Origin of the sequence: Actinomadura rupiterrae (assembly GCF_024172125.1) — a bacterium.
Lineage (GTDB): Bacteria > Actinomycetota > Actinomycetes > Streptosporangiales > Streptosporangiaceae > Spirillospora > Spirillospora rupiterrae.
The window spans coordinates 565702-590711 of sequence record NZ_JAMZEA010000001.1 but is presented as its reverse complement, the minus strand read 5'-3'; the positions used below and the strand labels follow the sequence as shown (position 1 = coordinate 590711).

23 protein-coding genes and 3 pseudogenes are annotated in these 25010 nt (G+C 69.5%); 13 read left to right on the top strand and 13 right to left on the bottom strand.

The window, feature by feature from the left end:
* Positions 1-73: 73 nt before the first annotated feature.
* From FHU30_RS02725 to FHU30_RS02700, 6 genes are read right to left on the bottom strand one after another with little or no spacing between them, the layout of a single operon-like run.
* Positions 74-271 carry a hypothetical protein gene (locus FHU30_RS02725; RefSeq protein WP_253871042.1) on the bottom strand — a complete coding sequence of 66 codons (198 nt, stop codon included), beginning with the start codon at positions 269-271 and terminating at the stop codon, positions 74-76.
* A gap of 15 nt (positions 272-286) precedes the next feature.
* Entirely contained in the window at positions 287-1180 is an 894-nt protein-coding gene (locus FHU30_RS02720) for a type II secretion system F family protein (protein WP_253871040.1), read from the bottom strand.
* Positions 1177-2022, bottom strand: a complete 846-nt coding sequence (locus FHU30_RS02715) for a type II secretion system F family protein (RefSeq protein ID WP_253871038.1) — start codon at positions 2020-2022, stop codon at positions 1177-1179. The genes FHU30_RS02720 and FHU30_RS02715 overlap by 4 nt, the downstream gene beginning before the upstream one ends.
* Complete coding sequence (locus FHU30_RS02710; RefSeq protein WP_253871036.1) at positions 2019-3305, bottom strand: TadA family conjugal transfer-associated ATPase; 1287 nt, start codon at positions 3303-3305, stop codon at positions 2019-2021. Before FHU30_RS02710 ends, FHU30_RS02715 begins: the two co-directional genes overlap by 4 nt.
* A gap of 8 nt (positions 3306-3313) precedes the next feature.
* Positions 3314-4165, bottom strand: coding sequence for a CpaE/TadZ family protein (locus FHU30_RS02705; RefSeq protein ID WP_253871034.1), 852 nt, complete (start codon positions 4163-4165; stop codon positions 3314-3316).
* Positions 4166-4167: 2 nt separating this feature from the next.
* The gene (locus FHU30_RS02700) at positions 4168-4851 is read right to left on the bottom strand and encodes a hypothetical protein (protein ID WP_253871031.1); all 684 of its coding nucleotides are present in this window, start codon (positions 4849-4851) and stop codon (positions 4168-4170) included.
* A 1834-nt stretch (positions 4852-6685) separates the two neighbouring features.
* On the opposite strand from FHU30_RS02700, the gene FHU30_RS02695 reads away from it, so the two are divergent.
* Positions 6686-8353 (top strand): SAM-dependent methyltransferase, encoded by a 1668-nt coding sequence (locus FHU30_RS02695; protein ID WP_253871029.1) that lies wholly within the window; start codon positions 6686-6688, stop codon positions 8351-8353.
* Between the two features lie 120 nt (positions 8354-8473).
* Here the strand turns inward: FHU30_RS02695 and FHU30_RS02690 are convergent, their stop codons facing one another.
* Positions 8474-8668, bottom strand: coding sequence for a DUF397 domain-containing protein (locus FHU30_RS02690; protein ID WP_253871027.1), 195 nt, complete (start codon positions 8666-8668; stop codon positions 8474-8476).
* Between the two features lie 159 nt (positions 8669-8827).
* On the opposite strand from FHU30_RS02690, the gene FHU30_RS02685 reads away from it, so the two are divergent.
* Positions 8828-9601 (top strand): transposase family protein, encoded by a 774-nt coding sequence (locus tag FHU30_RS02685; protein ID WP_253871025.1) that lies wholly within the window; start codon positions 8828-8830, stop codon positions 9599-9601.
* Here FHU30_RS02685 and FHU30_RS02680 read toward each other — a convergent pair.
* Positions 9569-10399: a helix-turn-helix domain-containing protein gene (locus FHU30_RS02680; protein ID WP_253871023.1), complete on the bottom strand. Its 831-nt coding sequence runs from the start codon at positions 10397-10399 to the stop codon at positions 9569-9571. The genes FHU30_RS02685 and FHU30_RS02680 overlap by 33 nt on opposite strands.
* A gap of 126 nt (positions 10400-10525) precedes the next feature.
* Between FHU30_RS02680 and FHU30_RS02675 the strand changes: the two genes are divergently transcribed.
* From FHU30_RS02675 to FHU30_RS47585, 6 genes are all read left to right on the top strand, one after another.
* Entirely contained in the window at positions 10526-10753 is a 228-nt protein-coding gene (locus FHU30_RS02675; protein ID WP_253871021.1) for a hypothetical protein, read from the top strand.
* The gene (locus tag FHU30_RS02670; RefSeq protein ID WP_253871019.1) at positions 10750-10992 is read left to right on the top strand and encodes a hypothetical protein; all 243 of its coding nucleotides are present in this window, start codon (positions 10750-10752) and stop codon (positions 10990-10992) included. The genes FHU30_RS02675 and FHU30_RS02670 overlap by 4 nt, the downstream gene beginning before the upstream one ends.
* Before the next feature lie 102 nt (positions 10993-11094).
* Complete coding sequence (locus FHU30_RS02665; protein ID WP_253871017.1) at positions 11095-11421, top strand: hypothetical protein; 327 nt, start codon at positions 11095-11097, stop codon at positions 11419-11421.
* Between the two features lie 12 nt (positions 11422-11433).
* Complete coding sequence (locus FHU30_RS02660) at positions 11434-11772, top strand: hypothetical protein (RefSeq protein WP_253871015.1); 339 nt, start codon at positions 11434-11436, stop codon at positions 11770-11772.
* 281 nt (positions 11773-12053) lie between these two features.
* Positions 12054-12872, top strand: a complete 819-nt coding sequence (locus FHU30_RS02655; RefSeq protein ID WP_253871007.1) for a hypothetical protein — start codon at positions 12054-12056, stop codon at positions 12870-12872.
* A 348-nt stretch (positions 12873-13220) separates the two neighbouring features.
* Positions 13221-13502 carry a response regulator transcription factor gene (locus tag FHU30_RS47585; RefSeq protein ID WP_372503843.1) on the top strand — a complete coding sequence of 94 codons (282 nt, stop codon included), beginning with the start codon at positions 13221-13223 and terminating at the stop codon, positions 13500-13502.
* 271 nt (positions 13503-13773) lie between these two features.
* Here the strand turns inward: FHU30_RS47585 and FHU30_RS02645 are convergent.
* The 3 genes and pseudogenes from FHU30_RS02645 to FHU30_RS02635 all read right to left on the bottom strand — a co-directional run.
* Positions 13774-14292 (bottom strand): annotated as a pseudogene (locus FHU30_RS02645) (histidine kinase); the annotation flags it as partial.
* 978 nt (positions 14293-15270) lie between these two features.
* On the bottom strand, positions 15271-16542 hold the full coding sequence (locus tag FHU30_RS02640; protein WP_253871005.1) for an FAD-dependent monooxygenase: 1272 nt from the start codon (positions 16540-16542) through the stop codon (positions 15271-15273).
* 460 nt (positions 16543-17002) lie between these two features.
* On the bottom strand, positions 17003-17776 hold the full coding sequence (locus FHU30_RS02635) for an SDR family oxidoreductase (protein ID WP_253871003.1): 774 nt from the start codon (positions 17774-17776) through the stop codon (positions 17003-17005).
* Positions 17777-17927: 151 nt separating this feature from the next.
* Here FHU30_RS02635 and FHU30_RS02630 point away from each other — a divergent pair.
* The 3 genes and pseudogenes from FHU30_RS02630 to FHU30_RS02620 all read left to right on the top strand — a co-directional run.
* Positions 17928-18846 (top strand): IS5 family transposase gene (locus FHU30_RS02630; protein ID WP_372503842.1). Its coding sequence is split into 2 segments (ribosomal slippage): positions 17928-18277 and positions 18276-18846, totalling 921 coding nucleotides; the frame shifts between segments, so codons are not numbered across the junction.
* A gap of 28 nt (positions 18847-18874) precedes the next feature.
* Positions 18875-19771 carry a LysR family transcriptional regulator gene (locus FHU30_RS02625; RefSeq protein WP_253871001.1) on the top strand — a complete coding sequence of 299 codons (897 nt, stop codon included), beginning with the start codon at positions 18875-18877 and terminating at the stop codon, positions 19769-19771.
* Between the two features lie 280 nt (positions 19772-20051).
* Positions 20052-20288: pseudogene (locus tag FHU30_RS02620) on the top strand (transposase); the annotation flags it as partial.
* Between the two features lie 329 nt (positions 20289-20617).
* Here the strand turns inward: FHU30_RS02620 and FHU30_RS47580 are convergent.
* Complete coding sequence (locus FHU30_RS47580) at positions 20618-21121, bottom strand: lantibiotic dehydratase (RefSeq protein WP_372503836.1); 504 nt, start codon at positions 21119-21121, stop codon at positions 20618-20620.
* On the opposite strand from FHU30_RS47580, the pseudogene FHU30_RS46860 reads away from it, so the two are divergent.
* Positions 21080-21455: pseudogene (locus tag FHU30_RS46860) on the top strand (transposase); the annotation flags it as partial. The gene FHU30_RS47580 and the pseudogene FHU30_RS46860 overlap by 42 nt on opposite strands.
* Positions 21456-21844: 389 nt before the next feature.
* On the opposite strand, the gene FHU30_RS02615 reads toward FHU30_RS46860, so the two are convergent.
* Positions 21845-22420: a hypothetical protein gene (locus tag FHU30_RS02615; protein ID WP_253870997.1), complete on the bottom strand. Its 576-nt coding sequence runs from the start codon at positions 22418-22420 to the stop codon at positions 21845-21847.
* 15 nt (positions 22421-22435) lie between these two features.
* Here FHU30_RS02615 and FHU30_RS02610 point away from each other — a divergent pair, with 15 nt between their 5' ends.
* Positions 22436-24946 (top strand): ATP-binding protein, encoded by a 2511-nt coding sequence (locus FHU30_RS02610; RefSeq protein ID WP_253870995.1) that lies wholly within the window; start codon positions 22436-22438, stop codon positions 24944-24946.
* Positions 24947-25010: the final 64 nt, after the last annotated feature.

Sequence of the window (25010 nt, the reverse complement as noted above, 5' to 3'; positions counted from 1 at the left end):
GCAGCGCCGTCCTTGCGCCCTGGGATGCTGCGTAAGCGCTGTCGAGCGATGTGCGGGCGCGTCGGTGGCGGGGTCATCCGAGGCTGATCCCGCCGGCCTTGGCGCGGACTTTGCCGGCGATGAGGGCGACCGCGGCGATGGCCAGGGCGACCAGCAGCGCGGTGACCACCACGGTCTCGGTGACATACCCGGCGTCGCGCTGCTGCTTGAGCTGCTGCCACCGGTCGCGGACCAGCGCGGCGATGGCGGTGAGGTACTTCCATTCGGTCATGCGGACTCCTTGTGTTCAGAACGCGGTCAGGACATGGGCGACGGCCGGGAACCCCAGCAGCAGCAGGAACCCGGCGAACAGCAGCACCACCGGCAGCGACAGCCGTTCGGTGGCGGCCTGGGCGGCGGCCTCGGCGTCGGCGAGTTGGTGGGCGCGCAGCGAGGTGGCCTTGGCCGACAGCGAGGCGCGGACCTTGGCGCCCTCGGTCCCGGCCAGGGTGACGGTGGCGGCCAGCTCCACCAGTTCGGCCACGCCCAGCTGGCGGCCGAGCGCGCCCAGCCCGGTCCACGGGGGCTGGCGGGTGAGTTCGGCGGCGTGCAGGGCGTGCCGGATCTCGGCGAAGGCGGTGCCGGTGCCGGCTGCGGCGGCGTGGGTGAGGGCGGCTTCTACTCCTGCGCCGCCGGCCAGGCCGATCACCACCAGGTCCAGGAACGCCGCCAGTGCCTGACGGAAGGCGGCGCGGCGCTGGGTGGCCTGGCTGCGCAGGGCCAGGTCGGGGACGAAGAACCCGGCGGCGCCGACCGCCAGCGACGCCCACAGCGGCACCGGCCAGGCCACCGTCACGCCTTCCAGGCTGAGCAGGAACCACAGCGCGGGCGGCAGCAGTACGCCGATCAGCAGGCTGGCCGCTTTTTCGGCCAGCAGCCGTTCGGGGCTGCGCTGCAGGATCGCCAGGTCGGCGTGCGCCGTGCGGGTCGGCAGTCCGAGCCCGGCCAGGGCCGGGACCAGCGGGGCGCCGAGCCGGGCCGTCCAGCCGCCCGGATCGCCCAGCGGTGGGGGAGGAGGCGGGGTGGTGGGAGTGAGCTGGGCCAGGCGCGCCGCCAGCGGGGGACGGGGCGGACGCAGTCCCCGCAGCATCAGCAGCAGGCCCAGCCCGCAGCCCATCCCCAACACCAGTGCGATCGTCATGGCTGCTCCGGTCCGGGCAGCAGCCGCGGCGGGGCGTCCATCTGGCTCATGCGATGCAGCCAGGTGAACGCGGCGGCGAAGCAGCCGCCGATGGCGGCGAGCATCAGCTGCCCCAGTGGCGTGTCGTAGGGGGCCAGGTAGGCGCGGCTCCAGGCCACAAGGCCCAGGGTCATGGCGAGGGTCGCGCCGATGATGATGCGGACCGAGGAGCGCATCCGGGCGCGTCCGGCGGCTACCCGTAGCCGCATCTGCGCCTGGTCGCGGGTGGCGGCGGCCAGCCGCCCCAAAAGCGGCGCCAGTTCGCCGGTCTCAGCCTGCACCGCCAGCGACAGGGCGGTCACCACCAGGTCGGCGGTGGCATCGTCCATCTGGGCGGCGAAGGCGGCCAAAGCTGTCGGCAGCCGCTGCCCGGTCTGCAGCGCGGCGGCCAGGTCGGTCACCGGGACGGCGATCGGGGCGGGCGCGACGGCGGCGGTGGCGATGATGGTCTGTTCCAGTCCGGCGGCCGAGGCCAGGGTGTCGCGCAGCGATTCGGTCCAGGACGCGATCGCCTCGATCCGGGCGACGGCGGTGGTGTGCGCGCGGTCGGGGCCGAGCAGCTCAGGCAGCCACCAGCCCGCCAGCGCGGCCAGTGCGGCGCCGACCGGCCAGCGGGTCAGGGCACCGACCAGGACCGCCGCGCAACCCACCGCCACCATCCGCGTCGGGGAGCGCCGCATCGCCCGCCAGCGGCCGGTGCGGGCGGTGCGGCGGACGGGCAGGGGACGGCGCCGCAGCCCGAGCACCATCAGCAGCAGGCCCAGTCCGGTCCCCACGCCCAACAGCGCGGCCAGCGCGGTCATGGCGTCCACCAGTCGCGGGTGTCCAGCTCGACCGCCTCCAGCTCCTGCAGGGTCTCGGCGCGGACCGGCACGCCGGGCACGGCGCGACGGTCGGGGCCGGGACGGAACACCTCGTTGGCGGTGACGTGCCGGCCGTCGGCGCCGGTGACCTCCAGCACCGACGACACCACCCGCGTGCCGTCGGGGGCGGCGTCCAGATGCACCACGAAATGCACCGCGCCGCCGACCAGCATCGCGGTCGCCTCGATCGGCAGGCGCTCGGCGGCCTGGGCGGCGTAGGTGGCCAGCCGCGCGAACGCGCCGCGGGAGCTGGAGGCATGCACGGTCGCCATCGACCCGTCATTGCCTTGGGACATCGCGTTCAGCATCGGCACGACCTCGGCGCCGCGCGCCTCCCCGACGATGACCCGGTCGGGGGACATCCGCAGCGCCCACCGCACCAGCTCGGCCATGGAGATCTCGCCCTCGCCTTCGACGTTGGCCTCGCGGGCCTGCAATGCGACCACATCGGGGTGGGCGTCGATGTCGCGGTCCAGCGCCAGCTCGTAGGCGTCCTCGATGGTGACCAGCCGCTCGGCCGGGGAGATCTCGGCGGCCAGCGCGCGCAGCAGCGTGGTCTTGCCGATGGAGGTCCCGCCGCAGATCAGCACGTTCTTGCGGGATCTGACCAGCGCGGCCAGAAACGCCGCCAGGCGCCGGTCCAGGCTGCCCTGCAACTGCAGGTCCCGCAGCGTGACGGTCAGGTAGCGGTGCCGGCGGATCGCCACCGCCGGACGCGCCGACACCGCCATCACCGCGAACAACCGCGACCCGTCGGGCAGCTGCACCGACAACCGCGGCACCCCGCGGTCGAAGCGGCGTTCCTCGATGCCGGTGCGGGCGGCGATGGTCCGCAGCAGGTCGATCAGGTCGGCGTCGGATCGCGCCACCGGTGGGACCTGCGCGCGGGTGCCGTCGGCGTAGCGGACCCACACGTTGTCACAGCCGTTGGCGTTGATGTTCTCGATCGTCTCATCCTCCAGCAGCGGCTGGAACCCGCCGAGCGCGAACAGGCTGTTGAACACCGCCGTGGCGACGCGCTGTTCGGCGTCCTCGGCCAGCGGCGCTTGCCCGGCCCGCAGCGCGTGCGCGGCATACCCGTCCAACACCTCGGCGATCAGCCGCTGCCCGGTCTGGATGCGGGCGCGAGCGTCCAGCGCGCTCTCCTGCCGCGCGGCGGCCGCCAGCCGCTGTGCGACCTGCCCGCGCACCCACTCCACCAGCGCCGCCTCGGTCCCGTTCACCGCCGCCATCAGCCCACACGCCCCGGGCCCTGCGGCGCCAGCGGACGCGACGCCAACCACGCCTTGGGCGGCTCGGCCGCACCCGCCGCATCAGCCGCGGCCGCCTCGTCCGGCCGGTCGGCTCGGGCGATCTGGTCGGGGGCAGCGAACCCGGCCGAGGCTGCCAGCCGCTCAGCCAGGGAGCGGGCCGCCCGGCCCAGCCGCAGCCGCCCGGCCCGCTGCGGGGCCGGTTCGCCCGCCAGCAGCGCCGCCGCGCCGCGCCGATCCAGCGGCAGCTCGGCGACCACCGGAACCCGCAACGTCGCGGCGATCTCGGCAGCCGAAAATCTGCCCCGGCCCACCAGCACCAGCCCGACCTCGGCCACGCCGGTGCTCAGCGCGGTGCACTGCCGTCCCAGGTGCGCCAGCTCGGCCACGCACGGACGCGCCACCAGCAGCGTCCCGGTCGCCTGGCCCAGCAACGGCAGCGCCACCGACGCCGGCTCCACCCGCCCCACATCCACCACGACCACCAACTGCGGGTCGGCGGCCCACGCGGCCACCAGCCGTGAGGCGGCCAGCGCCGCGACCGCCGCCCGCGCCTGCTCGGCCCCCACCGGCGCCGCCACCAACCACACCCGCGCATCCAGCCGCTGCCCGTGCCGCCACACCAGCTCCGGCCGGGCCGCGCGGCGGGCCGCCGCAGCCAACTCCACCAGGCCCGGACCGGTCGCCACCTGCAGGCGCGCGGCCAGATCCCCACCCGCCGGATCGGCCTCGACCAGCACCACCCGCCGGCCCGGCCAGGTCGCCGCCAGCGCCATCGCCAGCGTCGTCACCCCCGGCGAGGCCTTCACCGACCCCAGCACCAGCACCGCCATCGTCAACTCCCCGCCACCAGCACCAGACTCACCGCCCCGGCCGCCGCCACCGGCGCCACCTGCGGGACGTCATCGGCCGGCAGTTGCAGCTCCACCACCGAACCCTCGCCCTCGCGGACCGGATCCACCCGCAGTACCGTCGCGGCCGTCACCGGCAACGCCGCTCCGCCTTCCGCCCCGCCCGCTGGCTTGGATGCTGGCTGCTGGTCGGAGCCCGCCACCGCGAACACCCGCACCCGCGCGCCCGGCACCAGATCGGGCGGGAAGCGGCCCGGCTTGACCGCCACCGCCAGCACCGCCTGCCCCACCGGCGGGAACCGCACCGCACCGACCGCCTCGGGCGTCAGCAACGACCGCGCCAGCACCGGCACCGCCAGCGCCCGCCCCACCACCGCCGACCGCTGCCCGGCTGGCACCAAACGCACCGCCGCCGACGCCTCCACCTGCACCGTCGCCAGATCCGTCGCCTGCACCACCGCCCCGGCCGGCAGCGACCGCACCACTATCAGCACCGGCCGCCGCGCACCCATCCCCGCCGCGGCCACCGCGAACGCCAACCCGCAGCCCACCACCAGCAGCAACCCCAACAACACCAGCGGCCCGTTGCGGCGCGCCCGCGGGCGCGGCACCGGCCCGCCCCGCCCCGCCTCGTCCAGCCCGCGCGCCAGCCCTCGTGTCGCCGCCATCGCCCCTCACGCTCCCGCAACAGTCGTCAGACCCTGCGACTCAGCGACCCGGAACCCGGCCGCTGCGCTCGTCGTCAACGGCGGCAGCGTCCCGGTCTGCCCACCGCCCGCCCAAGTGATCGCCCAGGTGATGGTCGCGGTCACCCGGAACGCCTCACCCGGCTGCCCCGCCGAACTCACCTGATACACGTGACCGCAATCAGGCGAGGCCGCCCGCGGATCACCACCCCCGCCATACGGAGTGCCGGGGCCGTGGCACGTCACCGACCCGCCATCCCCGGTCACCCACGCCACCTGCGTCGGCGTTGCAGTCGCGGTCACACTTTCGCCCGGCACCGCCGCCGTCGCGGTGCGGGGATGCCACGCCGACGGGTCAATCCACAACCACGTCGGCAAATGCACCAACTGGAGCAAGTCCTGCCGCGGCGACGACCGGATCACCGGACTCGGCAACACAAACCGCCCCCGCGCCACCTGCGCCAACACCCCCGGCGCCGGCGGAGCAGCCACCCCACCACCACCGCCCCCAGCCCCCGCCTGCTGATTACACGCCCCATTCCCCGCAATAGTCGCCGGATCCGGGCACCCACCACCCCCGCCAATGGCGCCGCCTCCTGAGCCTCCGTTCCCACCGCTGCCGCCCCCTGGAGAGCCCTCCGGCCGTGGAGGACGACCGACCGAGACGTCGCAGGAGGGTGCACCAGCCGAGCCGCACCTCACGCTCCCGTAAGGTCCGCCTGGTGGTGGAGGCTCGGCCGTCGCCTGTCCAGCGCAGATGAGGCCAAGCGTCAGCGAGACCGTCTGGGCGGCTGGTAAGGAGGTCAACATGAGCCCTCCCCGTTGACCACGAGCAGGGTGGCTTTCCAGACGCCATCGAAGAGCTGCAGCTCTGCTTTGATGAGCCGCGGCTTGGGTGGTGTCGTGTCGATCAGCTTCCCGTTACGGTCGTAGCGCCTCCATTGCGAGCTGTCAGAGCAATCCCGCAGGGTTGCCTTGGCGGGCCGAGTTGTAGTCGTCAGGCTCACGACAGTCGGACGGTTCGTAGGTGCACCCCGGGTCACAATCCCGGCTTGGTGGTTCCTATAAAGGGCTTGAATGAGAAGCTGATACGCCGGACCTGCGGTGTAATGAGCCAACGTTGGGGTCTGGTAGTCGGCAGTTTTCGCCGCTTCAGCGTAGGTAGACCAGACCTTCCGGTAAGAATCGAGAGCCATCTCTCGAGAAGCTGGTCCTTCGAGATCGAAGGAGATGGAGTTGCCGATGACAGTGGCGCCGCCGTGGACTTATGGGCGCTTGCACAGGCTGCGGACAAGGTCAGTGCCCCGCTTGCGGCGAGTGCCGTGCAGGTCCATCTTTGCTTGTGAAAGGCCATCGAATCCTCCCAGAGCAAGGTGCCGCCTTCAGTGACTGTGCTTTCCTCTGGCTGCCCAGCACCCTCATTCCGCTATAGATGAGCCGTCTCCTGTACCACACCATCCTGACCCAACAGAGACCTAACACCCCAGCTGGGAAGGCTTTTCGGACATGTCAGATCCCGTTTCGCGGCTCGGATGCGGTTGACCCGCCGCAGTCGAGGGTGGATCGCGGTCATCTTGGAAATGGGCAAGGTCATCCAGCGCTCCTCGTTGTCGTGACCGGAACCAGTTGACCTTGATCTCCGTCGAAGATGCGACCGAGATTACGAGTTGGTGGTCATCAACCGGTCACCAAACGGACAGCGGGTAGGGCGTGAGGGCCGATGGCCACATTCGGTCAATGCTTGCGAGGCCGTAACTGGAGCCTGACTCGGTTGTTGTCCTATTGCCGAGATCGTCGTCAACTTCCGGGGAGGGCGATGGAGTATCGAATCCTGGGCAGCGGGCTCGACATCCGGGCGGACTCCGGCGAATGCATTGCTGTCACGCGGCCGCAGTCACGCCAGCTGGTGTCAGTGTTGGCGCTGCACGCGGGCGAGACCGTGAGAGCTGACGCGTTGACCGAGCTGCTGTGGGGAGCAAGCGGACTCAAGAACCCGGGCAAGGCGCTCCAGCAGGCTGTCCTCGTGGCCCGCAAGCTCGTCCCCGCACACTTCCTGGTGACCGAACCGGGCGGGTACCGCCTGCACCTGGGGCAGGGGGACTACCTGGATCTGTGTCAGTTCGAACAGCTCACGGCCAGGGCAGAGCGGACCCGGCCAGCCGACCTTCGGGCCGCTGCCGGCCTCTTCGAGAGTGCTTTGAGCCTGTGGGGGGCCCGGCCGCTGGCAGACCTGCCATCCACCGCCGCAGTGGAGCCCCTCCGCCAAGGACTACTTGCACAGCGACGCGAGGCACGCGAGGAACTGGGCAGCATTCTGCTCGACCTGGGGGAGCACGGTCACCTCATTGCCAAGCTTCGGCGCTGGCTGGCCGAGGACCCCTACAACGAGCGGCATCGCAGCCAGTTGATGCTCGTGCTCTACCGCACAGAGCACAAGGCCGAGGCGTTGGCCCTCTATGACGAGGCGGTCGACCTGATGGGCACTCAGGCGCTCCTCGGCCCTTCCCTTCAAAGGCTCGCCCAGCAGATCATCCGCAACGAACCCTGCCTGCAGCAAGGCTTCACCCTCCGCGCCCCAACGGCCTCCGGCGACCACAGCTCATCCGCCCCCTCGCCTCTGCCGTCAGTAGGCTTGAGTCGGAGGACGGACTCGGCGGGGGATTGCTGGACGCCAACAGGGATAGACGTTTCGCGACCGAGTCCCGCCCGGATCTACGATTGGTTCCTTGGAGGGAAGGACAACTTCGCTGCGGACCGCGAGGCGGGGGAGGCGATCCTCAAGGCCGCGCCGCACGGGATCGTTGCATGCCAGGAGAATCGTGCGTTCCTCTGTCGCGCCGTCGAATATCTGACAGCCCGCGGCGTTACCCAGTTCCTTGATATCGGCACCGGGTTGCCCACTCAGAACAACGTGCACGAGGTTGCTCAACGGCATTGCCCCCGAGCCCGCATCGTCTACGTTGACAACGATCCGATCGTTTCGGTCCACGCCAGGGCATTGTTGGCAGAGACTGATAACGTCGCCCTCGTCAAAGCTGACCTGCGCGATCCGGAGTTGATCCTTCGGCACTGGCGGCTTCAGGAGCTTATCGACTTTGCCCAGCCCGTGGCGATCCTGCTATTGGCCATCCTCCACTTCATCCCGGATGAGGACGACCCGCACGTGGCCGTTGCCCGGCTTTTGGCAGAAGCGGCCCCCGGGAGCTATCTGGTCGTTTCGCACGGCACTGCCGATGCCGGTGCGCGTACCGCCCGGGCAGTCGAGAGGATCTACGACGAGCGAGCGAGTGCCTCGCTGCATACTCGTAGCGCAGCCGAGGTGAATCGCTTTTTCGATGGTACGGAGCTCGTACGCCCCGGCCTGGTCTTCACCTCACAATGGCGGCCACCGTGCGGGGCCCTGACCGTCCAGCCTGCCGAGGCAGGGCTCTATGCCGGCATCGGCCGCAAACCCCTGTCCAGCGAAGTTAAGAGGTCCATTTAAGAGGCGACTGACAATCCGGGCCCGGAATGTATCGGGGCAAGTGGCGGCGTGCAGGCAGTTCCCAACTCCCTGCTGGGGCCCGTCAGTCAGTGTTGAATCAGTGCTGCTATGGCCGTATTTCTACAAGCAAGGTTGTCGGCCAAGCTTGATGTCGGCAATAATGAATGACAATTGCGCGAGATCGATCATCAAGGGGGCGCTATTCGGGTCTTGGCTGTCCCGGATGAAGGCGACGCGTCGGAGACGTGCTAGTTCGACGCAATTCCCGCCGTTTGCGCCGCTGTGGGACGACTTCTGCCAAATTAGATTATCCATCGCTCCTCGATAGTCCTTTCAATGAACCTTTTCCAGCAGCCTCTTCAAGGCTGCTGATCACAGCATGATCGCGGGCGGCGTGGCTGGCCGTGGAGGTGAAGAAACCCCTGGTAGGAGAGGTGGTCTCTGACCTCCGCCCCCCGCAACCAGAGGTTTCACGTGCTGTTCTATCGTGCTTCGCTGCCGTTGTCGCGTTCGACTCTGAACTACCTGACCGGTCTCGTCCGGCGGGAGCGGACGAAGCTGAAGAGCAAGGGCCGGGCTTTGAACGCGGGGCAGCAGGCGCTGATGACGCTCGCATACTTGAAGAAGGGCGATACGTTCGCGCAGCTCGCGGCAGGTTTCGGGGTCGGGACGACGACCGCGTGGAGGTATGTGAACGAGGTCGTGGCTTGGCTGTCGGCCCGCTCACCCAAGCTCGGCACCACACTCGCCAAGGCGAAGAAAGACGGGCTGGGACATCTGATCCTGGACGGCACTCTCATCGCGACCGACCGCCTCCGCGCCGACCGGCTCTTCTACTCGGGCAAGCATCACAAGCACGGCGTGAACCTGCAGGTCATTGCCGGCCCGTACGGGCAGATCGTGTGGGTGTCGGGTGCGGTACCCGGCTCGATCCACGACCTGAAAGCGGCCCGGAACCGGGGAATCATCCGCGCCCTGGCAGCGTGCGGGCTGCCGGTCCTGGCCGACAAGGGCTACGTCGGCGCCGGTCCCGCGATCATCGTTCCTTACAAGGGCAGGAACAAGCCCGCCTCCCAGAAACAAGCCAACCGGGCCCACGCCAAGCTCCGCGGACCAGGTGAACGCGGAAACGCCCAGCTCAAGTCATGGAAGATCCTCACCAAGCTCCGCTGCTGCCCCTACCGCGCCGGCCACCTCGCCAAGGCCATCAGCGTCCTACAAAACCGCGAGGCCGCCCTCGCCCCGTGATGGAAAAGGCTCAATGAGGTCAATAGAGTCCGACTGTCGGAGCGCGTCAGCTCTGAATTGCTCAAACATTCTGCGCAGGATGGCCACGTTCTCGGGTTCCTCGATGACTTCGGCCTTCAGTTGATCATCGACATAGGCAACTTCTCCAGCCTCGAAGGTGGCAATTACGAAGGGGGCGAGGAATCCTGCGCAGACCGGTGAACTGAAGGGAACTATGTGCACAAAGACATTGTCTCGATCGGCCATGCGAACCAGGTGCTGCAACTGCTCCTTCATGACCTCTGGCCCTCCGACGCAGCTGACAAGGACGGCCTCTGAGATCACGGCCACCATCGTGGGCGGGTCATCTTCTGAGGTGAGCAACTTCTGCCGATCGAGCCGGTCGGCCAGCACCTTGTCGGTGTCTCCGAGGTGCGTGGCCAACTGGAAGACGGCACTGGCGTACTCCTCGGTCTGCAGAAGGCCCGGGATCACCGTGGTCTCGAACGACAGCAGCGAGGAGGCCCGGTTCTCGATGTCTCGCCACTTGCGCATCCACTCCAGCGGGACCGCCGCGTTGATGAGGTCGGTCCTGATTCGAGTGAGGATTCCCTTGATCGCATCCGGTCCGTAGAGCTTTTCGATCGCGTCGAGGTGATCAGGCTGCGGAAGGCGGCGCCCTTTCTCCCAGGAACGGACCAACCCTTCCGAAACGTACACCGCACGCGCCACATCATCCGTTTTGAGATCACGTTCCTCCCGCGCCCGCCGCATCTCCCTAGCAAGGAACATGCGCGGTGTCAGGTGTTTGCTTCCCATGATCTCGTACAGCTCCGTACAAGTGGGTGACGGGGGGTTGTTCGCTTGCTGTGCCTGTGCTTTGCCTCCCCAGATTACGCCGTCAGCGCAACGCTTAACAGCAGGAACGCGCTCACGATGAAGGCGGTGGCGAGCATGTCCACCCTGGACGAGCTCACAGCTCGATACCCGGATTGGGAGATCTTCAGCTCCCGGAACGGGACCCTGAACGTCGCCAGTCGGTGTGCACCGTTGTCGGACCGCGAGCTGTTTCGCGGGCTGCACATGTCGATCATTCGGGAGTCGGTGGAGGGCCTGCGGGAGGCGCTCGCCGAGGAGGCGTTGGTCGAGGCGCGGATCCGGGGGCCGATGTGAACGGCGACGATGACCGGCTGGTCGAGGACCTCTACAACCGTGCGGTGGTGAGGGTCTACAGCGGCTGGGCGAGCAGCAACGCGACCTGGATGCCGGCGCGGGAGCGCTCCTTGGCGGGGGAGCGGGTGCGGCAGGCCCGCGCCAAGCTCGACGTGCTCGCTGCCACCGCCCCAGGAGCTCCGGTCGCCGAGCCGCCGACCCGCCCCGACGGCCCCGTGCGCTGGAACGCCGACGACTGATCCAACCCTTCGTATCGAGGACGGCCTGTAGGAGGGCATGTGCATCGCAGGAAGGCACGGCGCCGAGCTCAGCCTCAGCATCGGCGCAAGGATGTGCGGAGGTTGCCGCCGGAGGTGGAGGCCGAGGCGCCGGCTGGTCTGCGCCATGCAGAACAGCAGACCGGCGATCGAACCGATTCGGTGCAGGCGCGCTGCGCGGCGACCGTCGCGTCGGTCCTGTTGAGCAGCTGTCCGCATCCGTGTCTGCAGGAGGGGTGCGTCCGTGCCGGGGTCTTGTGGATCACGCTGCTGGATGCCCGGACGGGTGCGTCGTCGTCGGCGGGGTGCTGTCTGCGGCATTGGGCGTTGGTGAGGCTGCTGCTGGAGCGCGGCGGGTTCACCCTCCACCTTGACCAGCGGGTGCGGGCGCTGCTGGCGTCGGTGAACTAGGAGGGGCCGGGCGTGGATCTCATCGACACCCAGCTGGACGCCCTGACCGAGCACCTGGCGGCGATGAGCGAGGCCGTCTACACCCATGGGGAGGAGTTGCGGTGCGATCCGCGGCGGATGGGTGAGCTGGTCGGCAAGCTGGAGGAGACTTCCAAGGCCATGCACGAGCTGGTGCAGGCGTTCGGTGGGATCTCCCTGACGATGGGTGATGAGCAGGCCCGCCGCAAGGTCCAGGAACATCTGGAGACCGCTGGGCAGGCGCTGCAGATGGCCCGGCACTCCACCCACATCGCCATCCACTTCCTGGCAACCGCCGCCCACGAGTTCGCCCAAGCCGCCGACCACCCTTGACAGGGTTCGGGCGTTACGCGGCCTGCCCCGGCCGGCCGCGTCCCCGACCGGGGGCAGTCCGCATCTTGCCGAGGAACACCAACATCCTCACCCGGCCAACCCGTGTCGGGACGCCGCGTCCGCGCCGCCAACACTGACGTCGCCCTGCCGGACCGCCGCAATGGCCAGGACATCAAGAGACAACGCCCACGGCCCGCGCAGCCCGGCCCCAGCACCGGTTCACAGGGAGCCCGAATCATGCCCATCCTCGGCGATATCCCACTCGCTACTGGACAGCGCTGATGAGCATGCCCTCAGCCGCTGCGGCAGACCGGGCGTCCGAGCCGTGTCCTGTGCCGGCATGCCGCCGCGCGCCGGAACTGGGCCGACTGTTCGGCCACGACAGGCGGGGACATGCCCTGGTCTCCCAGCTCAGTACCGACCGGCCCGGACAACCCGGGATCACCACCCTGCAGAGCCTGGCGGCCAAAACCGATCTGGAACTGCTGCGCCGCTCCGGTATCGGGCCCCATGCGCTGGCGGCCATCCGCCGGTACCTGCCCGCCCACGCGCCCGGGCCAGGTGGTGAGCCGTGGACCGCAGAGCATGCCGTCGAGCTGTATCGGGGCGGTGCCAGTGTCGGGCAGATCGCCCGTGGCTGCGGCTTGTCGACCGGCACCATCGGCACGATCTTGAGCATCGCTGGGATCGGTCGTCACGCGGCTCCGCAGCACCGCGGGATCGACACCCGGCAGGTGGTGGAGCTGTACCGGCAGCTGCACAGCACCCGCGCCGTCGCGGGACGGCTGGGCTGCACCCAGCACACCGTGCTGTACCACCTGAAGAAGGCCAATGTCGCGCGTCCGTCGACCACCAAAGCTCCGCCGGTGGACTCCTTCGACCGGGTCGTCGCCGCCTGCCGCGCCCACCCCGACCTGCCCTACTGGCAGATCGGCCGGCTCCTGAACCTGTCGGAATCCAGCATTGCCGGCCACACCCAAGAAGCCATCGCCAAGGGCGTCCTGCCAAGCCGCCAGCCAGGCCGGAAAACAGATCAGCCCGCCACCGCCTCCCCACCACGGCTGCCGCCCACCCCCGCCACTCCGCCGCCCCACCCCTGACGCAAAAGATCCCGGTACCGCGGCAGGGCTGACCACGCCGCTGCTGCGACACAGATCCCTGCGTGGCCCAGCGCCTTCCACGTGCGTTACCCGTCCTCATCCCCGATCGAGAAGTGAGCGCCGTGCCGTGACTAGAACCAGCGACGCCAGTAACGGTGTGCCGCACTCTGCCGGCGGGGACTCGGTGCCGGGCCCCATCGACGGGATGCCGGCGAAGGCGGACCGTGCTCGGCCCTGCCCGGCGTGCCGGGAAGCCGATCCGGCCGTGCTCGACTCCCCGGTGCAGCAGCTGCTCGGCCCCGAGCACAGCCGCACCCGCTCACCCAGCGGGAGACCGAGGTGCTGCGCATGTCCGCGACCGGTGCCGAACCGCGGGAGATCGCCGAACGGCTCTTCCTGACCTACGGGACGGTCCGCAACTATCTGACCTCCGCGGTCGCCAAGCTAGGCGCGCGCAACCGCGTCGACGCCATCCGCATCGCCACCCGAGTCCGGCTGGCTGTGACGCGAACCTTGCCACCAGCTCGAACCTGCCGCCGGGCCGCGGTCCCGCCTCCAGTTTCCCGCCCGCGCGCAGTGCCAGGCTCGCCAACCCGGATCCGCCGGCCTGCTCCGCCGGACGCCCCGTGACGCCGTCGTTGACAACGCGCAGAAGCACCGCGCCGTCGGCACGGGAGATGGTGATGGAGCAGGTGCGGGCCCGGCTGTGCCGCAGCACATTGGTGACGCTCTCACGCAGCGCCGCGGCCAGCGCGCTGTCGACCTCCGCAGGGAGGGGGCCACGCTCGATGTCGGCCGCGACGGAGATCCCGGCAGCCGTCAGCACCTCGGTCGCGGCGTCCACCTCCTGATCCAGCCGCAGCCGGATCCGGCCGCTGGTGATCGAGGCCAGTTCGGTACGTGCCTGTGCGACCACCTCGGACAGTGATGTCAGCTCGGCCTCGGCCCGCTCGGGCTCGCGGTCCAGCAGACGCAAGACCAGCTCCCCCCGCAGCGCGACCGCCGAAAGGCTGAAACCGAGCACGTCATGCAGATCACGGGCGATCCGGTCACGCTCGGTGGCCACGGCCGACCGGGCCAGATCGTGGCGCGCGCGCTCCAGCAGCACCACCAGGTCACCGAGCCGGGTCAGGCTGTAGAACAGCCACGCCAGGATGAGGTCGGTGAGGTAGTTCCCCGCGGTTCCCGCCGGGCTCGGCGCGGGCGACGCGAAGAAGAGCGCCAGGGAGTGCAGGGCCTCCACGAGCACGACGATCGGCACCCAGTGACGCGGGCGTAGCCAGGCCAGCGCCGCCCCGAGGAAGAAACCCCAGACGTCGGCAAGCTGGCTCCAGGCGGACACCAGCAAGGCTCCTGGCCAGGCCAGGGGAAACACCAGTAGTCCGATCACTGCAAGCCGGATCCGGCTCGGCGGCAGCATGAACAGCACCACGGCGGCACCGAGAACCGGAATGCTGAGGAGCATCCACCACGGATCCGCCCCGGATGCAACGCTCGCCGAATATCCGAAGCTCACTTCCAGCGTTCCCCGTACGGCCTGGATGAGGATCGCGGCGAGAAGGATGACGCGGGCGACCCTCGGCGATCTGATCAATACCGCGGGTTCGGGGGCGCCCGTACTGCGATAGTCGCCGGCCATCTCCCGGATCCACGCCATGGTGCTCCGCGCAGCATCGGTCGCAGCGCGGATCTCGACCCGAGCGGCCGCGCCCGCCGCCCCCGCCAACCGAGCAGAGATCGACACCAGTTCGCCGTCCACGACCTCGCGCAGCTCTCCGTCCAACCGCAGCCGCTCCCGCAACGCCGCGAGCCGCGCCAGTTCGTCCCGGGCGTCATGCAGGTCACGCACCATTTCCGCGAGGGTGTAGAGGCTGAAGATGATCAAACCGTCGATCGCAGTGGCCGATACCCACCACATCCAGTACGGGAAGGACAGACCGATCAGCACCCGCCCGGCGCCCGTGGCGGCCAGCACGAGGCCGTACACGGGCCATGCCATCCGTGCCGGGAGCACACACAGCACCCCCACCGCGATCGTCCAGGGGAACCAGTCCCAATCCGTTCCGACCACGGCGAACGGCAGCAGCGCCAGCACCACCACCGCTGCGAGGAGCCCGGACCGGACGGCCGGGCGCCACCGGCGCGCCAAGAGGGCGATCAGCGGCGGATAGGACGCCGCGGCCAGCACGATGCCCGGCCACGCGACCCCATGGTCCACCGCCGCCGTCCAGCGGATCGCGAAAATCATGCCCAGCGCGGCCCACATCATGCCCCGAGCGATCCGAGGCGGCAGACCCTCTGCTGCCGCGCCGGCCGCACGGTCCCGGGCCCAGTAGCCGACCCGGCTCCAGGTCCGTCCCTCGTCATCAGGCCGGACGAAGATCAAACGATCTCACCCTTACCTGGACGTACCGGTAGGCGGTCGCCGGTGGTGCGTGCCGTCATCGCGCGGAGTGGACCGGTTCGACCAGGGGTGAGCGCTGACCGGGGCCGGGGTCAGCGTCGGGGTCGGGTAGTCCTTGAGGGTGATCGCGGTGGCGGCCTTGGTGCTGAGTTTGTCCAGGATACCGAGCATCGGGCCGGTGGTGAGCGCCTTGTAGAGGAGGGTGCGGCGGCGGATGCTCTTGGGCGCGAAGAACGATCCGACCCCGCCGGCCACCTGTTGGCAGGCCTTGGTGAACTTCTTGATCTGCTGCTCGTAGTTGGTGAAGGCGGTCTGGTGGTCGGCGCTGGCGGCCAGTTCGCCGGCCAGGACGTAGGCGCAGACGATGGCCAGGCCGGTGCCCATCCCACCGCAGGTCGCCCCGTATCCGGCGTCGCCGAGCAGCGCGACCCGGCCCCGGGTCCAGTGGTCCATCTTCACCACGCTGATGGAGTCGAAGTAGAAGTAGCGCGCCTCCCACAGGTCGGCCAGCACCTGCCCGCTGGACCAGCCCATCCCGTCGTATGCCTGGGCGACGAGCCGTTTCTGTCCCTGGATGTCGTGCCGGCCGACGGTCACCTTGTCGGCGGCGAACACGCACATCACGTTGGCCGCAGCGCTCTGCCGGATCGGGTAGAGCGCCAGGCCGCGGCCCGGTTCGCTGTAGAGCAGCACGTCCTCGCGTAGCGCCAGCCGGTTGGGCGCCTCGAAGATCGCCACATGATGGCCCGAGTCCCGTACGAACCGCTGCTCGGGTCCGAACACCAGCCGGCGTACGTTCGAGTGCAGCCCGTCCGCCCCGACCACCAGGTCGAAGGTCTCGGGCGCGCCGCGCTCGAAGGTGACGTGGACGGCGTCGGCGGTCTCGGTCAGCGAGGCGATCGAGTCCTCGAACCTGTACCGCACGTCGTCCCTGGTGCGCTCGTACAGCAGGCCCGCCAGGTCACCCCGCAGAATCTCCACCTCTCCGCCGGTGAACGAGGCGGGCAAGGTGACCATCGGGTTCCCCTGCTCATCGAGCATGTACAGCGGCCCGTTGCCGGTCTGGTGGGCTCGGATCTCGTCCAGCAGGCCCATCTTCTCCAACACCGACAGGTGCACATGGCCGCGGAAGTCCACCGCCTGCCCGCCCGGCCGGATGCCCGGCGCCCGTTCCACTACGGTGACGTCGTACCCGTACCGGGCCAGCCAGTACGCCAGCGCCGGACCGGCGATGCTCGCTCCAGAGATCAGCACTCGCTTGCCCATGTCCGCTCCTCCAATTCCTTCAATGCGTGTGCCTGGTTTCGACTTTGTCTGGCTCGACCTTCTCCAGGCCCGCTGACCGGTCACGCACCAACCACGCACACCGTCCCTGAAGCCCGGACGACACGCCCCGGCCCGGAGACGACGGCGGCATTCGACATCGTCGGCGGCTCGGTGCCGAGCAGGGCCCGGTGGATCAGGATCTCGGTCAGGAGCGCGTGGTCGGCTGGGTCCAGGTGTAGGTCAGCAGCCGAGCCTGACGGCGATCACGTTCAGCACCCGTTGCAGATCGCGTGCCATGCGGGCGCGCAGGCCGGTCTCGGCGATTCAGGCGGCGAATCCGAGACGGCCGATTCCCGTTGGCGGCCAGTTCGCGGGGAGCTATATGGCCGCGGATCGTCACTGTGTGGGGCCTGGGGCAGAGATCGAGAGGGCGGGGGTGTTGCGGCTTTGGCGGTGGATGTCAGATGCGGGGGCCGAGGAAGCAGCCGCCGGAGGCGTCGATGACCTGTCCGGTCACCCAGCGGCCGGCGTGGGAGGCGAGGAAGGCGACCACGTCGGCGATGTCGTCGGGCTGGCCGACGCGGGGGATGGCGTTGCCGGTGCCGACCATCTGCTGGACTTCGGGGTTGCCGAGCATCCAGGGGTTCATGTCGGTGACCGTCGGGCCGGGCGCGACGGCGTTGACGGTGATGCCCTGGGCGCCGACGGTCTGGGCGAGGGAGCGGCTGAGCACCTCGACGGGTGCCTTGGTCATCGCGTACGGCGCTTCGGGCATCGCGATCCGGGTGGCCGCGGTGGTCACGTTGATGATCCGGCCGCCTTCGTTGAGCAGTGGCAGGGCTCGCTGGGTGATGAACAGCGGCGCCTTGGTGTTGATCGCCACGAGCCGGTCGAACGCCTCGGGGGTGATGTCCTGGACGGTCCCGCCGGTGTTGATGGCGGCGTTGTTGACCAGGATGTCCAGCCGGGCCTGGCCGGTCCTGGCGGCCAGACCTGCCTCCAGGGCGGCGAACAGGGTGTCGACGTCGCCGGGCACGCCCAGTTCGGCCCGCACCGGGAAGGCTCGGCCGCCGTCCTTCTCGATCAGTTGTACGGTTTCGGCGGCCGCGTCGTGGTTGCTGCCGTAGTGCACGGCGACCAGCGCGCCTGCGGTCGCCAGCCGCCGGGCGACGGCCCGGCCGATGCCGCGCGAGGCGCCGGTCACCAGCGCGGTCTTGCCGGTCAGGTACGTCATGTCGCCACTCCAGAATCGTTGGCCTGATCAGGCGTTTATGATGTATCTCCAAAATCGCCGGAACAACGACAAAGTGCTCAAGAGTGGACTAGGGCCTGTCTGACAAAAGATCGTGTTGGTCGGGGTTGGTCGGGGTTGGATGATCGTTGTGGTGAGACGTGGTGAGTTGACCGATGCGGCCTGGGCGCAGATCGAGCCGTTGTTGCCGCAGGGGGTTGGGCCGGGTCGTCGGTGGCGAGACCACCGGCAGGTGCTCAACGGCATCTTGTGGCGGTTGCGGACAGGGGCGCCCTGGCGGGATGTTCCCGAACGGTACGGACCCTGGCAGACCTGCTACGAGCGGTGGAAACGCTGGGACGAGGACGGCACCTGGCCCCGTCTGCTGGAGCATCTGCAGGTCAAGGACGACGCGGTCGGCCAGGTGGACTGGACCTTCAGCATCGACTCCTCCATCGCCCGCGCGCACCAGCACGCCGCCGGAGCCCGCAAGGGCGGGGCCCCGGAAAAGGGGGACCTTGCAGGGGACGATCAGGCAGGGTGATGATCAAACCACCCAAGCCGCGCAGGGGCTGGGTCGATCGCGAGGCGGCCTGACCACCAAGCTGCATCTGCTCGTCGACGGCCGTGGCCTGCCGATGGCCGTGCTGATCACCGGCGGGAACGTGCACGACTCGGTAGTGCTGGAGCAGATCCTGGCTCAGGTCAGGGTCGCACGGCCCGGCGGCGGGCACCCCCGCACCACCCCGGACGTGCTGATCGGTGACAAGGCGTATTCGGCCCGGCGGATCCGCGTCTACCTGCGCCGTCGCCGGATCCACACGGTGATCCCGCAACCCCGCGATCAGCAGGCCAACCGGGCCCGCAAGGGCAGTCGCGGCGGCCGGCCACCCACCTTCGACACCCAGCTCTACAAACAACGCAACGTAGTGGAACGCTGCTTCGCCAAGCTCAAGCAGTTCCGCGCGATCGCTACCCGTTTCGACAAGCTGGCCAGCCGCTACCGATCCGGCGTCCTGCTGGCCAGCCTCGTCCTGTGGCTCCGCCACCACGAATTGTCAGACAGGCCCTAACCCCAGTGTTAACAGTGTTGAGGGGGCCGTGGAGCTACGCGACATCGAGATCTTCCTGACCCTGGCCGAAGAACTGCACTTCGCCCGCACCGCTGAGCGTCTGCACGTCACCCCGGCCCGGGTCACCCAGGCGATCAAGAAGCAGGAACGCCAGATCGGCGCCCCGCTGTTCGACCGCAGCACCCGCACCGTCCGGCTGACCCCCCTGGGCAGGCAACTCCGCGATGATCTGTGGCCGATGTACACCGGCCTCCAGGACGGAATGCGCCGCGCCAAGCTGACCGCCCAGGGCGTCACCGCCGAACTGCGCATCGGCATGATCACCCACAACGCCCGCGACCTGAACGCCGTATGGGAAACGTTCCGCGCCCACCACCCCCAGTGGACGCTGCAGATCCGACCGGCCCCGTTCAATGACCCGTTCGCCGGACTGCGCCGGGGCGACATCGACGTCCTGGTCGCTTGGCTGCCGGTCGAGGAACCAGACCTGACCGTAGGCCCGGTGCTGTTCGCCGAACCGCGAGTGCTGGCCGTGGCCGCCGATCACCAACTCGTCGGCCGCCCCTCTGCCTCCTTGGAGATGCTCACCGACTTCCCGCACCCTGACGCCCTGTCCGCACCCCAATACTGGGTCGAGGGGTACGTGCCCTCCCACACCCGCACGGGCCGCCCAATCGAACGCGGCCCCCGGGTGCGGGACACCATCGAAATCTTCTCCCTGGTCAGCACAGGAGCGGCCGTCAACCTCTTCGCCCGCTATATCAACCGCTACTGGATCCGCCCCGACATCACCTACCTGCCCGTACACGACATGGACGCCCTGCAGTTCGCGCTGGTATGGCGGACCGAAGCGGAGAACGACATAATCCGCGCCCTCTCTCAGACCGTCCGCGACCTCGGCCCCCTCGACGGAGCCACACTCTGACGGGTTTCCGGCGGGCACACCCCGAGCCCGGATTGACAGCCAAGCCAACGACATCACGGAGGGTGGGAGGTATCTCTCTAGGTGTGGAAAGTGATCTTGTTGGGGAGCAAGTGATCAGTGGGCGAAGCGCCCACGTTCTTCGGGGAGAGAACCACACGTCATGTCTGTGATCGATGGTGCCGACGGCACCACCTCAACCACCGTAGGTGATATTCCGGCTACCGTGTTGGAGGTGGGTGAGTCCGAGCAGGAAACGGTGCGTCGTCCGATCCGGGAGCTGATGGACGATCGGCTGCTGGATGAGTTGCTGGCCAGGTCCCGGGACCAGGACGGCGGGCTGCGGCTGACCGGTGAGGGCTCGATGCTGGGTGATCTGGTCAAGGCCGTCCTGGAGCGGGCGTTGGAGGCCGAGCTGACCGCGCATCTGGGCTATGACCGGCATGTGCAGGGCGCGGGCGCGGTGGCGGGCAACGTCCGGAACGGGAAGATCCGCAAGACGGTGCAGACCGGGGTCGGCCGGTGCGTTTGAGCGCCTTGATTCTCGTTACGTTGCCCTCGACCACGCCGATGAGTGGTGCCGTGACAGGCCGTTGGTGACGGCGTCCAGGTCGCGGTCGATTCCCATGGCGAAGGACTGCAGTGCGGGAAGGTCGTCGGCTTGGACGGCGGCGAGCCAGCTCTTCAGGCGTGTGTTTCCCGTACCGGCATTCCAAGCCCCGGCGACACTGCCCACCGTGATCGGGCGAGCAGTAGTTGAGGCAGAGGGATCAGCATCGCGGCGGTGGACCTGCCGGGGCGAAGCAGAGCCGGTGCGGAGTGCGTTGTCCGGCTGGGCGGGGCGTTGCGCTAGCGCAACGGGTTGCGACGAGCGTGAGAATCTAAGCCCACTGGGTGGGGCCAGGGACCGCTCGTAGAACGATTATGACGGTGCCCCGGCCAACGACCCCGACCTGAACCCCTAGCGGCCCCCACGGCCTCGGCCTTGCCGAGATGCCTACGCAGGAGTACGGCGTGGGCGTGCACGGTCAGGTCAAGCCGCATCGTCCGGTCGGCGTCCCGCAGTTCGACCACATCCGGGAGCCGGTACCGGCGGGCCCAGTCCCCAAGTGCGTCGCGCCATGCGGGCCATGCCGTCGTTCCTGCGGGCAGGTCGGTCGCGTAGATGCGCCAGCGCGCGAGCGACAGGATGCATCGGCCGTAACGGACCCGTGGCAGGGTCCGGAACTCTGCGTCCGGGCCCCAGTCGAAGGCGGTGTATCCGGCGGAGAACGGCCGCGGCAGGTGGGCTGGGAACCAGGTGAGGAGGGGATGGTCTGGGCCGCCGACGAGGCCCACCTGCTCCTGCTGCATCAGGTCCGCTCGTGCTGGATCCTGCGCGGGCGGCGCCCCCCACGTCCTCACCCAGGGCAAGGACCGTCAGGTCACGGTGCTGGGCGCGGTCGAGGGCGCCACTGGCCGGTGGATGGTTCGGCTCAGGCGCCGCCGCGCGGTCGACTTCATCGCGCTGCTGCAGTTGGTGGCAGTCTTACCCGCCGCGCCGTCGACCGTGGTGGTCTGCGACAACGACAGCATCCACCACACCCGGACGGTCCGGCGGTTCGTGGCCGATCACCCGGGGGTGCATCTGTGGTTCGGGGCGCGTTACAGCCCCGACGGCAACCCGGCCGAGCGGATCTGGGCGGCGCCAGTCCGAAGCGGTCAAGCGACACCAGGCGGCGGAACCGCTGGCGATGACCCGGCCGGAAGCCGAGCAACCCGACGCTGGGTTCTGGAGCGACCTCACCGCAGAACCGTGGGGCCTGGACTCCGGGGAGTGGATGCATTGATGCCGAGACGGGCGGCCCACCCGCGACGTGGCTTGTGCCCAACCCAGCGTCCCAGACCAGGTGCTGCTGCGCCTGCACGGCGGCGGCCATATCGGCGGCTCCATCCACACCGCAAGGGGGTTCGCCCACCGGCCTAGGCGGCCGGGGCGCCTGCGCCGATCGTTGAGTTGCCTCAGCCGGTAAGGCGGGAGCGGTGGGCGCGCTGCTGGTGCAGCGGCGAGCCCACCGCGCCGGCTGTGGTGGAGGGCTACTTGCAGGAGGTCTGGCTGAACCAGGGCTTGACGCCCCTGGGCCCGTTGGGGCCTCTGAAGTACCCGTGGAGGCCGTCGCCGCCGTGGACGAAGGGGCGGCGGTCATAGACCCCGGTACCGAGGATGCGGAGCCTGTACTTGTGCTTGCTGTTCAGGAGGAAGGTCGCAGCGGCCTTGCCTCCGCCGCTCCTGGTGCCGCGGGGATAGTTCAGGTGCCGGTCCAGGCTGCGCGGCACGCGTCCGGTGCTGCAGTCGAGGAGCTGATAGGTGAACGCGGCCTCGTACAACCGGCTGGAACCCCAGGTGAACCTGACTTTGGCCTGGGTCTTGGAGGTGCGCTTGAAGCAGCCGACTCCGACGATCTCCCAATACTCGCGGAGGATGCCGCCGTCGTCGGTGGCAGCGCCCGCCCAGCTGGTGTAGTTGACGATCTGGGTGTAGCCCTTCGGGCAGGTCCGGCCTTCCGGAGGCGGGGGCATGCCGGGGCCGGCGGAGGCGGGGCCAGCGAGTGCGGCAAGCAGCGCCAGGGATGCACCGCCGACGACGAGGAGGCGGGTAACCCGAGGTGACATAGGAGTGCTCCCTGATTGAGGGGTTTCGAGGCGCCCACTGTGGCACCACGGCGCCCGGCGCCACCGGATCCTGGACGCTTCTGGACCATCCTGGACGCCGACGCGAGTGAGAACCTCGCGCCAGCCTGCCAGCAGGCGGATGTCCGGCATGTCATGCTTCGCTCTATGGCTGGCGGGGAGAGAGCTGCGGCCGTCGGTGACCTGCTCGCCGAGCTGGATCGCATGCGGGTCCGGGCGGCGCGCGGCAAGGGCAAGGTCCGGCTGTCGCTGAAGGACCTGGCTGCCGCAACCGGGGTACCGCGCAGCAGCCTTGCCAACTACCTGACCGGGGCCACGCTGATGCCGGGCGACGTGCTCGATGCGGTCGTCCAGGCGCTGGGCGCGGACCCGCCCGAGGCACGGCGCTGGGCGCGGGACTGGGAGAGCGCCTGCGACCGGCATTTGCGCGATGCCCTGCCGCGTCCGCTGCACGCTCCCATGCCCGACGGACCCGAGCACTTCACCGGCCGGGCCCGGGCACTGGCGGCCCTGGACCAGGTCGGGCGGGTGTGCCTGATCGTCGGTACTGCCGGGGTGGGCAAAACGGCGCTGGCCCTGCACTGGGCGCGGCGTGCGGCCGACCGCTTTCCCGACGGCATGGTGTTCCTCAGCCTGGACGGGCAGTCCGAACCGGTCAGTCCCGTCCTGGCGCTAGAACGGCTGCTGCGCGCGTTGGGCGTGGATGCGATACCACCTGACCTGCCCGATCGGACCGCCCGCTATCGGGAATGCATCGCGCATCGCCGCTGCCTGATCGTGTTGGACGATGCGGTATCGGCCGATCAGGTACGGCCACTGCTGCCCGGGTCCGGAGCCGCCACGGTCCTGGTAACCAGCCGCGACAGCCTCGGCGGCCTGGTGGCCAGGGACCAGGCGCACCGAGTGGTGCTGGAGCGGCTGTCTGAGGGCGAGGCGGGCGAGTTGCTGGAGCGCCTGGTGGGCACCGAACGCATGGGAGCTGAGCACGCGGCGTGGACCGGACTGATCCACCACTGCGCCGGGCTGCCACTGGTGCTGCGTCTGGTCGCTGAACGGATGGCGCATCGCCCCCAGCTCACCCCGGCGATGCTGCTGGCCGAACTGGGCGACGCGGCGCTGGATGTACTCAGCCGAGACGGCGACCAGCTCGCCAGCGTCCGCGCGGTGTTCTCCACCTCCTACCAGGCGCTGTCGACCAGCGCAGGCCGGCTGTTCCGGCTGCTCGGATTGTGCCCGGGCGCGGACCTTGACGTCCACGCCGCAGCCAACCTCGCCGCGGCCACGCTGCTCGACACCCGGGCCGCGCTGGACGAGCTCTACCAAGCACATCTGATCGAGGAGACCAGGCCCGGCGGATATGCCATGCACGATCTGCTCCGCGCCTTCGCCGCCGAACGCGTCATCGCCGAGGTCGCGCTGACCGAACGCAAGGCGGCGCTGATCCGGCTGATCGACTGGTATGTCCACCAGGCCGAGAATGCGGCCGACCTGTTCGATCCGCACGAGCCCAAGCCGCCGCTGCCGCCGGTTTCACCGGCCGTCCCGGGGCCGGGCTTTGCCGACGCCGCCGAGGCGCTGGCCTGGCTAGAGGCCGAACGGGCGAACCTGACCGCCGCGGTGCGCTGGGGCGCGGCCGAAACCGAGTACGGGCAGATCTGGCGGCTGCCGCAGGCGCTCTGGCAGTTCTTCCACCTGCGTGGCCACCTGGACGACTGGATCGAAACCCACCGCGTCGCGCTCACCGCCACCGACGACCGGCTCGGTACCGCGATCACCTTCACTCACCTGTCCATCGCCCATGCCTGGCGAGGTGAGATCCCTGCGACCTTGCACTGTCGGCGGCTCGCCCTCGACGGCTTCCGGAAGACCGGCTACCCGCACGGCGAGGCGGTCGCGCTCTTCCTGCTCGGCGAGATGTCGCTGCTCACCGGCGACTACGGGGACGGGCTGCGGCACCTCACCCAGGCACTCCAGGTAGCCAAAGACAGCGCCAACTGGCGTGCCGAGTTCATCGCCCGGGTCGGCCTGGCACAGGTGCTGACCAGGCTGGGACGCCTTGAGGAGGCACTGGCTGAGGAACGCTGCCTGCTTCGCCTGGCCGCCGAGACCGGGACCGTCCGCGGCGCGGCGCTGGCCGAGAACGCCTTCGGAGACACCTGGCTGGCCCGCGGCGACTGGGAGTCGGCGGCACGGCACTTCCGACGGGCGCTGACAGCCGGCCGCGAGGTCGCCGACCTGCGCAGCGAGATCATAGCGCTGTCGGGACTCGGGATCGCCGCCTCGCGGACCGGTGCACACCAGGACGCCGTCGCCCTCCACCAGCAGGCGCTGCTTCTGACCGAACGGCTCTTCGGCCCCGGTCTGGCCTGTCGTGTGCTCAACGACCTTGCCGAGACCTACGTGGCGGCAGGAGACCCCGAGGCAGCCGACGAATGCCGTGACCAGGCCCTGACCCTGGCCACCCGGGCCGGGGACACCCACGAACACGCCCGCGCCACCACCCGCTGACGCCGATGCGGAAGTCTTCTCCCTCAACGTGGCCCTTCGACCGACCTTCCGGGAGGCCAGGCCG

Coding starts and splice junctions, on each gene's coding strand:
- FHU30_RS02640 (WP_253871005.1), bottom strand. CDS start 16,542: ATGGGCAAGCGAGTGCTGATCTCTGGAGCGAGCATCGCCGGTCCGGCG.
- FHU30_RS02720 (WP_253871040.1), bottom strand. CDS start 1,180: ATGACGATCGCACTGGTGTTGGGGATGGGCTGCGGGCTGGGCCTGCTG.
- FHU30_RS02680 (WP_253871023.1), bottom strand. CDS start 10,399: ATGGGAAGCAAACACCTGACACCGCGCATGTTCCTTGCTAGGGAGATG.
- FHU30_RS02715 (WP_253871038.1), bottom strand. CDS start 2,022: ATGACCGCGCTGGCCGCGCTGTTGGGCGTGGGGACCGGACTGGGCCTG.
- FHU30_RS02655 (WP_253871007.1), top strand. CDS start 12,054: ATGAGCATGCCCTCAGCCGCTGCGGCAGACCGGGCGTCCGAGCCGTGT.
- FHU30_RS47580 (WP_372503836.1), bottom strand. CDS start 21,121: ATGCAGCAGGAGCAGGTGGGCCTCGTCGGCGGCCCAGACCATCCCCTC.
- FHU30_RS47585 (WP_372503843.1), top strand. CDS start 13,221: ATGTCCGCGACCGGTGCCGAACCGCGGGAGATCGCCGAACGGCTCTTC.
- FHU30_RS02615 (WP_253870997.1), bottom strand. CDS start 22,420: ATGTCACCTCGGGTTACCCGCCTCCTCGTCGTCGGCGGTGCATCCCTG.
- FHU30_RS02690 (WP_253871027.1), bottom strand. CDS start 8,668: ATGGATAATCTAATTTGGCAGAAGTCGTCCCACAGCGGCGCAAACGGC.
- FHU30_RS02700 (WP_253871031.1), bottom strand. CDS start 4,851: ATGGCGGCGACACGAGGGCTGGCGCGCGGGCTGGACGAGGCGGGGCGG.
- FHU30_RS02695 (WP_253871029.1), top strand. CDS start 6,686: ATGGAGTATCGAATCCTGGGCAGCGGGCTCGACATCCGGGCGGACTCC.
- FHU30_RS02635 (WP_253871003.1), bottom strand. CDS start 17,776: ATGACGTACCTGACCGGCAAGACCGCGCTGGTGACCGGCGCCTCGCGC.
- FHU30_RS02705 (WP_253871034.1), bottom strand. CDS start 4,165: ATGGCGGTGCTGGTGCTGGGGTCGGTGAAGGCCTCGCCGGGGGTGACG.
- FHU30_RS02725 (WP_253871042.1), bottom strand. CDS start 271: ATGACCGAATGGAAGTACCTCACCGCCATCGCCGCGCTGGTCCGCGAC.